The sequence below is a fragment of the Pseudomonas sp. genome (genome assembly GCF_026224925.1).
Lineage (GTDB): Bacteria > Pseudomonadota > Gammaproteobacteria > Pseudomonadales > Pseudomonadaceae > Aquipseudomonas.
On the sequence record NZ_JAMFRV010000380.1, the window covers coordinates 1 to 9,686 of the forward strand.

Annotated in this window: 7 protein-coding genes and 1 pseudogene; all 8 read left to right on the forward strand. The window is 57.5% G+C overall.

Annotation, left to right across the window (positions count from 1 at the left end):
* Window positions 1-1,416, forward strand: a pseudogene (locus M0974_RS16675) (N-acetylmuramoyl-L-alanine amidase); the annotation flags it as partial.
* 8 nt (window positions 1,417-1,424) lie between these two features.
* Window positions 1,425-3,323: a DNA mismatch repair endonuclease MutL gene (mutL, locus tag M0974_RS16680; protein ID WP_297838960.1), complete on the forward strand. Its 1,899-nt coding sequence runs from the start codon at window positions 1,425-1,427 to the stop codon at window positions 3,321-3,323.
* Window positions 3,323-4,294, forward strand: a complete 972-nt coding sequence (gene miaA, locus M0974_RS16685; RefSeq protein ID WP_297838944.1) for a tRNA (adenosine(37)-N6)-dimethylallyltransferase MiaA — start codon at window positions 3,323-3,325, stop codon at window positions 4,292-4,294. The genes mutL and miaA overlap by 1 nt, the downstream gene beginning before the upstream one ends.
* 90 nt (window positions 4,295-4,384) lie before the next feature.
* Window positions 4,385-4,645 (forward strand): RNA chaperone Hfq, encoded by a 261-nt coding sequence (gene hfq / locus M0974_RS16690; protein ID WP_297838946.1) that lies wholly within the window; start codon window positions 4,385-4,387, stop codon window positions 4,643-4,645.
* Between the two features lie 12 nt (window positions 4,646-4,657).
* Window positions 4,658-5,959: a ribosome rescue GTPase HflX gene (gene hflX / locus M0974_RS16695; protein ID WP_297838949.1), complete on the forward strand. Its 1,302-nt coding sequence runs from the start codon at window positions 4,658-4,660 to the stop codon at window positions 5,957-5,959.
* 96 nt (window positions 5,960-6,055) lie between these two features.
* The gene (gene hflK, locus M0974_RS16700; protein WP_297838952.1) at window positions 6,056-7,237 is read left to right on the forward strand and encodes an FtsH protease activity modulator HflK; all 1,182 of its coding nucleotides are present in this window, start codon (window positions 6,056-6,058) and stop codon (window positions 7,235-7,237) included.
* Window positions 7,237-8,106 carry a protease modulator HflC gene (hflC, locus tag M0974_RS16705; protein ID WP_297838954.1) on the forward strand — a complete coding sequence of 290 codons (870 nt, stop codon included), beginning with the start codon at window positions 7,237-7,239 and terminating at the stop codon, window positions 8,104-8,106. The genes hflK and hflC overlap by 1 nt, the downstream gene beginning before the upstream one ends.
* A gap of 293 nt (window positions 8,107-8,399) precedes the next feature.
* Window positions 8,400-9,587 (forward strand): ATP phosphoribosyltransferase regulatory subunit, encoded by a 1,188-nt coding sequence (locus M0974_RS16710; RefSeq protein ID WP_297838957.1) that lies wholly within the window; start codon window positions 8,400-8,402, stop codon window positions 9,585-9,587.
* Window positions 9,588-9,686 lie beyond the last annotated feature (99 nt).

Consider the following 9,686-nt stretch of genomic DNA (forward strand, 5'->3'; position numbering starts at 1 on the left):
GCGCATGCGCGCGCTGGTTACTGTTGTAGGTCTGCTGCTGTCGGCACTGGCTGTCGATGCTTTAGCGGCCTCACAGGTCCGAAGTGTTCGCTTATGGCGTGCACCGGATAACACTCGGCTGGTTTTCGATCTTTCTGGTCCTGTGCAGCACAGCGTGTTCACCCTCACTTCGCCTGATCGCCTAGTCATCGATATCAATGGCGCGACCATGGCCGCGCCGCTGAAATTATCCACGGCCAATACGCCGATCACCAGCATGCGCTCGGCTCAGCGCACACCGACTGACCTGCGCGTGGTCATCGACCTGAAAAGGGCGGTGACACCCAAGAGCTTCATGTTGGCGCCGAACCAGCAGTACGGCAACCGACTGGTTGTCGACTTGTTCGATGATGCCGCTGACGCCAACCCAAGCCCAACTGTTCCCGACACCGCAGCCAATACCGCGCCTGCCGTGCCCGTCAGCCCGGCTAAACCCGAGATCAAGCTGACACCTGTGCCCAACGGCAAGCGCGACATCGTGATTGCCATTGATGCCGGTCACGGCGGTGAAGATCCTGGTGCAGGTGGTGCGCGCGGTCAGAAAGAAAAAGACATCGTGCTGTCCATCGCCAAGGAGTTGCAGCGTCAGATCAACGCAGAAAAGGGCTACCGCGCCGAACTGACGCGTACCGGCGACTATTTTATTCCGCTGCGTAAGCGCACAGAGATTGCCCGCAAGAAAGGCGCCGATCTGTTCGTTTCTATTCACGCCGACGCCGCGCCTTCCTCCGCAGCATTTGGTGCTTCGGTATTCGCCTTGTCTGAGCGGGGCGCCACGTCTGAAACGGCGCGTTGGTTGGCCGACAGCGAAAACCGCTCCGACTTGATCGGTGGTGCGGGCGCAGTCAGTCTCGACGATAAAGACAAAATGCTCGCTGGCGTATTGTTGGACTTGTCCATGACTGCCTCGCTGTCTTCTAGCCTTAACGTTGGGCAGAAAGTACTGAGCAACATTGGCCATGTGACATCTCTGCATAAGTCGCGGGTTGAACAGGCCGGGTTCATGGTGCTCAAGTCGCCTGACATTCCGTCGATTCTGGTAGAAACCGGCTTTATCTCTAACGCAGCAGAAGCCGCGAAACTCACGGGGGCGCCGCATCAGCAAGCATTGGCTCGCTCGATCAGCGCTGGCGTGAAACAGTTCTTCCAGCAAAATCCACCGCAGGGCACCTACATCGCCTGGCTGCGTGACAGCGGCAAAATCGTTCAAGGCCCCCGTGATCACACGGTCCAATCGGGTGAAACCCTGGCAATGATCGCGGTGCGTTATCAAGTAACTGTCGGTAGCCTGCGCAATGCCAATGATCTCAAGTCTGACGAGCTGTTAATGGTCAGAGACTTAATATCCCGAGCACCGCATTGGTTGCTCAACCATGACGGAATCAGTGTTCAGCAGCGCTCGTATTGAACTGCTAAGTCCCCGGTTGGCCAACCAGATCGCTGCGGGCGAGGTGGTCGAGCGTCCGGCTTCGGTGATCAAGGAGCTGCTGGAAAATAGCCTCGACTCCGGCGCCAAGCGTATCGACATTGACGTTGAACAGGCCGGAATCAAGCTGCTGCGGGTACGCGATGATGGAGGTGGCATTTCCTCCGACGATTTACCGTTGGCCTTGGCCCGTCACGCCACCAGCAAGATTCGCGAGTTGGAAGACCTTGAACGGGTCATGAGCCTGGGGTTTCGTGGCGAAGCGCTAGCGTCGATCAGCTCCGTAGCGCGGTTGACTCTGACCTCGCGTACCAAGGATGCTGATCAAGCATGGCAAGTCGAAACCGAGGGCCGCGACATGGCGTCCCGGGTTCAGCCCGCCGCGCACCCGGTAGGGACTTCAGTGGAAGTCCGCGATCTGTTTTTCAATACCCCCGCGCGGCGTAAGTTTCTCAAAGCGGAAAAAACCGAATTCGATCACCTCCAAGAGGTGATCAAACGTATGGCGTTGGCGCGTTTCGACGTCGCGTTTCACCTGCGGCACAACGGCAAAACCATTCTCAGCCTGCACGAAGCCAATGACGACAACGCCCGCGCACGACGCGTGTCGGCAATTTGTGGTCCGGGCTTTCTGGAGCAAGCGCTGCCGATCGAGGTTGAGCGCAATGGCCTGCATTTGTGGGGTTGGGTGGGGTTGCCGACGTTTTCTCGCAGCCAGGCAGACCTGCAATATTTCTACGTAAACGGCCGTGCCGTGCGCGACAAGCTGGTTGCCCACGCCGTACGCCAAGCGTATCGCGATGTGTTGTTCAACGGCCGTCACCCGACCTTTGTGCTGTTTTTCGAAGTCGATCCGGCCGTAGTCGACGTCAATGTGCATCCAACCAAGCACGAAGTCCGCTTCCGTGATGGGCGCATGGTTCACGACTTCTTGTATGGCACGCTGCACCGCGCCCTCGGCGACGTGCGGCCCGAAGACCACTTGAATGGCTCGGTGTCGGTGACGGCAATCGTGCGTCCAACAGGGCCGGACGCTGGTGAGTTTGGGCCGCAGGGCGAAATGCGCCTGGCAAATAATCTGCTGGAGCAGCCTCAGGCCGAGCCTTATGCCAGGCCTGCGGGTACTGGTTCGGGTGCGGGTTATCAGTACCAGTATTCCCCGCCACGTCCGGGTGCTGTCTTGCCTGCCGCCGAAGCGCAAAGTGCTTATCGTGAATTCTTTGCGCCGTTGCCAGGTGCCGGCTCTGCACCGTTGCCGGACTCGCAGGATGATATTCCACCGCTGGGTTACGCCTTGGCGCAGCTCAAAGGTATTTATATCCTGGCGGAAAACGCCCACGGTCTGGTGCTGGTGGATATGCACGCCGCCCACGAGCGGATCATGTACGAGCGCTTGAAAATCGCTATGGCCAGCGAAGGGCTAAGTGGTCAGCCGTTGCTGGTGCCGGAATCCATCGCTGTGAGCCAGCGCGAGGCCGACTGCGCCGAAGAACACATGGATTGGTTCCAGAAGCTGGGCTTCGAGCTGCAGCGGTTGGGGCCGGAAACCCTGGCGATTCGGCAAATTCCCGCGCTGCTCAAGCAAGCCGAAGCTAATCGGCTGGTGCACGACGTGTTGGCCGACCTGATGGAGTACGGCACCAGTGACCGTATTCAGGCGCACCTCAATGAATTGCTCGGCACCATGGCCTGTCACGGCGCGGTGCGTGCGAATCGGCGTCTGGCCTTGCCGGAAATGAACGGATTGCTGCGCGACATGGAAAATACCGAGCGCAGCGGTCAGTGCAACCACGGCCGTCCGACCTGGACCCAAATGGGCCTGGATGATCTGGACAAACTATTTTTGCGCGGTCGCTGATGAGTGCCTTGCCTCCGGCTATTTTCCTCATGGGGCCGACCGCCGCTGGCAAGACCGACTTGGCCATGGAACTGACCCAGGCGCTGCCATGTGAACTGATTAGCGTCGATTCAGCGCTGGTGTATCGCGGTATGGACATCGGTACTGCCAAGCCGTCCAAAGAACAGTTGGCCGAATTTCCGCACCGGCTGATCGATATTCTTGACCCCGCGCAAAGCTATTCCGCCGCTGATTTTCGCAGCGATGCTCTAGCGGCGATGGCGGATATCACCTCTCGGGGCAAAATTCCGCTGCTGGTGGGCGGTACCATGTTGTATTTCAAGGCGTTACAGGACGGCTTGGCAGACATGCCGCCGGCTGACCCAATCGTTCGTGCGCACCTCGAAGCCGAGGCCGCAGCCCTCGGCTGGCAAGACCTGCACGATCAATTGGCGGAGATTGACCCGGTTTCAGCGGCTCGAATACATCCAAATGACCCACAGCGTTTGATTCGTGCACTCGAAGTGTACCGAGTGAGCGGTATGAGCATGACCGCACACCGTGAGCAACAAACTGCTCAAAGTACTGAAGCAGCCGCCTCGGGCCGTCATCAATTGCCCTATACTGTCGCCAAGTTGGCCATCGCTCCGGTAGATCGCCACCTGCTGCATGAACGAATTACGCAACGATTTTTACAAATGTTGGAACAGGGCTTCGTTGACGAGGTCCTAGCCCTGCGCGCCAGAGGTGACCTGCATACTGGGTTATCCTCGATAAGGGCCGTAGGTTATCGCCAAGTCTGGGATCATCTGGACGGCGAATTGACGTGGGACCAAATGCAGGAACGCGGCATCATTGCCACGCGCCAGTTGGCCAAACGGCAGTTCACCTGGTTACGCAGTTGGCAAGATTTGCAGTGGTTGGACAGCCTGGCTTGCGACAATCTGCCGCGTGCCTTGAAATACTTGGGATCGGTCTCCATATTGAGCTGAGACCTTGCAATTGCCGTCTATCCTTGGGGGGTGGCGGCGTAAGCCAATTTGCTTACTATTTTTCTATTGATCCTTAAAGGAGTGCGGCACATGTCAAAAGGGCATTCGCTACAAGACCCTTACCTGAATACTTTGCGTAAAGAAAAGGTTGGGGTTTCGATTTATCTGGTTAACGGTATCAAGCTGCAAGGCACGATCGAGTCTTTTGACCAGTTCGTCATTCTGCTCAAGAACACTGTCAGCCAAATGGTTTACAAACACGCCATCTCTACTGTTGTTCCGGTTCGTCCAATTCGTTTGCCTAGCGCAGCCGAAACCGAAGCCGGCGATGCTGAGCCAGGTAACGCCTGATAGGAGTCTGCTTTGTTCTTTGAGCGCCACGGTGGTGGTGAACGGGCTATTCTCGTTCATTTGGATGGCCAGGACCCTGAGGCGCGCGAAGACCCGCAGGAGTTTCAGGAGTTGGCGATTTCGGCCGGCGCCGATACTGTCGCGTTCGTTAACGTGCCACGTCATCGGCCATCAGCCAAATACCTGATTGGCAGCGGCAAGGTCGAGGAGCTTCGCGACCAAGTCAAAGCTGAAAAGGTAGACATCGTTATTTTTAATCACATCCTTACGCCCAGTCAGGAGCGCAACCTCGAGCGTGTTTTCGAGTGTCGCGTACTTGATCGTACGGGTTTGATTCTGGATATCTTCGCGCAGCGTGCGCGTACTCATGAAGGTAAATTGCAGGTCGAGCTGGCCCAGCTTGATCACATGAGCACGCGTCTGGTTCGTGGCTGGACTCACTTGGAGCGGCAGGGCGGTGGCATTGGCATGCGCGGTCCTGGTGAAACCCAGCTGGAAACCGACCGGCGTTTGCTACGTGTTCGCGTGAAGCAAATCAAGAGCCGTCTGGAAAAGGTCCGCAGTCAGCGGGATCAGGCTCGCCGAGGTCGCCAGCGCGCCGATATTCCTTCTGTCTCTCTGGTGGGTTACACCAACGCTGGCAAGTCAACACTGTTCAACGCGGTGACCGACTCCAACGTTTTTGCTGCTGACCAGCTGTTCGCTACCCTTGATCCGACGCTGCGACGTATCGAGCTCAAAGATTTCGGGCCGATCGTGCTGGCCGACACCGTAGGTTTCATTCGTCATTTGCCGCACAAACTGGTCGAAGCGTTCCGCGCCACTCTCGAAGAATCAAGTAACTCTGACCTGCTGTTGCACGTCATCGATTCCCATGAGCCTGAGCGTTTGGCGCAAATCGAGCAGGTGATGGCAGTGCTCGGTGAGATCGGGGCCGATGGCATACCGATCCTCGAGGTGTATAACAAACTCGATTTGCTCGAAGGGGTAGAGCCCCAGATTCAGCGCGATGCCGATGGCAAGCCGCAACGGGTCTGGTTGTCTGCCCGTGATGGTCGAGGCCTGGACCTGCTTAAACAGGCTGTGGCTGAGTTGCTAAGCGACGATTTATTCGTTGGCACCTTGCGCTTGCCTCAGCGTTTTGCTCGACTGCGCGCACAGTTCTTCAAGTTGGGCGCTGTGCAAAGCGAAGAGCATGATGATGAGGGTGGCAGTCTGTTGGCCGTCCGTTTGCCGCGTGTTGAGTTCAATCGCCTGGTGAGTCGCGAAGGAATGCAGCCTCTGGAATTCATCGAGCAACACACTTTGCAATAAAAGCCTGAGAAAGCGGCTGTGCCGCTGACGTAGGCATTCTGTAGCATTGGTCGGCGCGCCGTGGGCGCGTCTTTGCTTTATCAGATGGAGAGCGCTATGGCTTGGAATGAGCCGGGTGGCAACTCGAATAATCAGGATCCTTGGGGTGGTAAGCGCAAGGGCGGCGACCGCAAGGGGCCACCAGATCTCGACGAGGCCTTCCGAAAGCTACAGGAAAGCCTGAATGGGTTGTTCGGTGGTGGCAAGAAACGCAGTGGCAGTGGCGGCGGTGAAGACGGCGGACAGCGCAAAGGCGGTGGTCTGGGTCTACTCGGCATCGGCTTGGTTGTGCTGGTCGCAATCTGGCTATACAGCGCTATTTACGTCGTGGACGAGCAGGAGCAAGCCGTGGTGCTGCGCTTCGGCAAGTACTACGACACTGTCGGTCCGGGTCTGAATATCTATTTCCCGCCGTTTGATCGTAAATACATGGAAAACGTCACCCGTGAGCGTGCCTATAGCAAACAAGGGCAAATGCTGACTGAAGACGAGAACATCGTCGAAGTGCCGTTGACCGTGCAGTACAAGATCACCAACTTGAAAGACTTCGTACTGAACGTCGATCAGCCGGAAGTGAGTCTGCAGCACGCGACCGAAAGTGCCTTACGCCACGTAGTGGGTTCCACTGCTATGGATCAGGTGCTGACTGAAGGTCGTGAGTTGATGGCCAGCGAAATCAAGGAGCGTCTGCAACGCTTCCTCGATACCTATCGCACCGGTATCACTGTCACTCAGGTGAACGTCCAAAGCGCTGCTGCGCCGCGTGAAGTTCAGGAAGCCTTTGATGACGTGATCCGCGCCCGAGAAGACGAGCAGCGTTCGCGTAACCAGGCTGAAACCTACGCCAACGGTGTAATTCCGGAAGCTCGTGGTCAGGCTCAGCGCATCGTCGAAGACGCCAATGGGTATCGCGATGAAGTCGTGTCCCGCTCCAAAGGTGAAGCGGATCGTTTTACCAAGCTAGTGGCTGAATACCGCAAGGCTCCAGACGTGACGCGTGAGCGTTTGTATCTGGACACCATGCAAGAGCTGTTCAGCAATACCAGCAAGGTGCTCGTGACTGGCGGCAATAAAGGGCAGAACAATCTGCTTTACCTGCCGTTGGACAAAATGATCGAAAGCGGTCGTGCAACCAACGCTCCTGCAATCGCAGGCCCTGCCGCGAGCAACGAGATCGGGGCACGTGCTGCATCCGAGGCTCAACAGCAGCATGATACGCGTACAAGGGAGAGTCGCTGATGAGCAATAAATCGCTGATCGCCCTGATAGTTTGTGTAGTGCTGGCAGTCGTTGCCTGGAACAGCTTCTACATCGTGGCCCAGACTGAACGTGCGGTCCTGTTGCAGTTTGGTCGTGTCGTCGAGGCTGACGTGCAACCGGGCTTGCATGTGAAGGTTCCTTACGTCAATCAGGTGCGTAAATTCGATGGTCGCTTGCTGACTCTCGATGCACCGACGCAACGATTCCTGACGCTGGAAAAGAAAGCTGTCATGGTTGATGCCTACGCCAAGTGGCGTGTGAAGGACGCTGAGCGTTTCTACACCGCAACGTCTGGCCTCAAGCAAATCGCGGACGAGCGCTTGTCTCGTCGTCTTGAATCCGGGCTGCGAGATCAGTTCGGCAAGCGTACCTTGCACGAAGTTGTGTCAGGTGAGCGGGACGCGCTGATGGCGGATATCACTGCTTCGCTGAATGCGATGGCCAATAAAGAACTGGGCATCGAAGTCATCGATGTTCGGGTCAAGGCTATCGACCTGCCGAAAGAAGTGAACCGCAGCGTGTTCGAGCGCATGAGCACCGAGCGTGAGCGTGAAGCGCGCGAGCATCGGGCCAAGGGTAACGAGTTGGCAGAAGGCATTCGTGCCGATGCTGATCGTCAACGTCGAGTTCTGCTGGCAGAAGCTTATCGTGAGTCGGAAGAGTCTCGCGGTGATGGTGATGCTCAGGCCGCGGCGATCTACTCCAAGGCTTATGGTCAGGATCAGGAGTTCTACGCGTTCTACCGTAGCCTGCGTGCCTACCGTGAAAGCTTTGCGAACAAAAGCGACGTGATGGTGCTTGATCCAAGCAGCGATTTCTTCCGCTATCTGGAAAAATCCAAGCCGTAATCGATTCACCCGCCGGGCGGCAAAACTGCCTGGCGGGGTGATCACGAGCGAAAACGTGTGTATGATGCGGCAGCCGGGAAAATCCCGGCTTTTTTGCGTCTGCACGATGGATAGGCCGCGGCGTGGTAATGCGCTGGGCAAGGTTTTTCGAGGAGGGTGGTCGCAAGGCGGGTCTCGGGCCGCTGGTACTGCTGGGCTTGTGATGTACGCAGGCACGTTGCACCTGACCACACTCTGCTTCACTCAAGGCTCGCCCTCAAGGCTGGCCGCCCGGATTATAGGGGATTGGCGTAATGGCAACGGTTGACCGCTGGCTGCTACCAGATGGCATCGAAGAAGTACTGCCGCCGGAAGCGGCGCGCATTGAAGTAGCGCGTCGTCAGGTGTTGGACCTGTTCCAAAGCTGGGGCTATGAATTCGTCGTCACCCCGCATATTGAGTACCTGGAGTCGCTGCTGACTGGCGCGGGCCAGGACCTTGACCTGCGCACGTTCAAAGTGATCGACCCTCAATCGGGTCGGCAAATGGGCTTTCGTGCAGACATCACGCCGCAAGTTGCGCGCATCGATGCGCACACCCTGCGTCGAGAAGGGCCGAGCCGTCTGTGTTACGCCGGCAGCGTGCTGCATGCCCAGCCGCGTGCCTTGTCATCCTCGCGTAGCCCGATCCAGCTGGGCGCAGAGTTGTATGGCGACGCCAGCCCGAGCAGTGATGTTGAAATCATCAGCCTGATGTTGGCGATGCTGCAGTTGGCCGACGTGCCGGATGTGCATATGGACCTGGGCCACGTGGGCATTTACCGTGGTCTGGCCCGTGCGGCCGGTTTGTCGGGCGAGGTCGAGCAGCAGTTGTTCGACGCTTTGCAGCGTAAAGCGATAGACGAAGTCATCGTACTTACCGAAGGCTTGCCAGTTGATTTGGCGACCATGTTGCGTGCGCTGGTCGATCTGTGCGGCGGACCTGAAGTGTTGGTGTCGGCCCGTGATCGTCTTGCTCATGCGCCAGCGCCAGTATTGGCTGCGCTGGATGATTTGTTGACCATTGCGGAGCGCCTTTCTACGCGTTTCCCGCAGTTACCGTTGTACTTCGACCTGGGCGAGTTACGTGGTTATCACTACCACACCGGCGTTGTGTTCGCGGTATTCGTGCCTGGTGTTGGTCAGTCGATCGCCCAAGGCGGTCGTTATGATGACATCGGTGCAGATTTTGGCCGGGCGCGTCCGGCTACCGGTTTTTCTACCGATTTGAAAACCCTGGTGACAATGGGGCGTGCGGAAATCGAGCTACCGTCTGGCGGTATCTGGATGCCCGACAGTACAGATACGGCACTCTGGCAACAGGTCTGCCAGTTGCGCAGTGACGGTCACCGTGTGGTTCAGGCATTGCCTGGGCAGCCAGTGTCTGCCGCGCGCGATGCCGACTGTGACCGGCAGTTGGTTCAGCATGACGGGCTTTGGCAGTTGCTGCCGCTGGCCTCTTGAGTTTCCTTGCCGGCCGCAGCCGGCACCCAGTTTGCGTGAATGAGGACAAGTGTTATGGGTAAGAATGTCGTAGTCCTGGGCACCCAATGGGGTGATGAA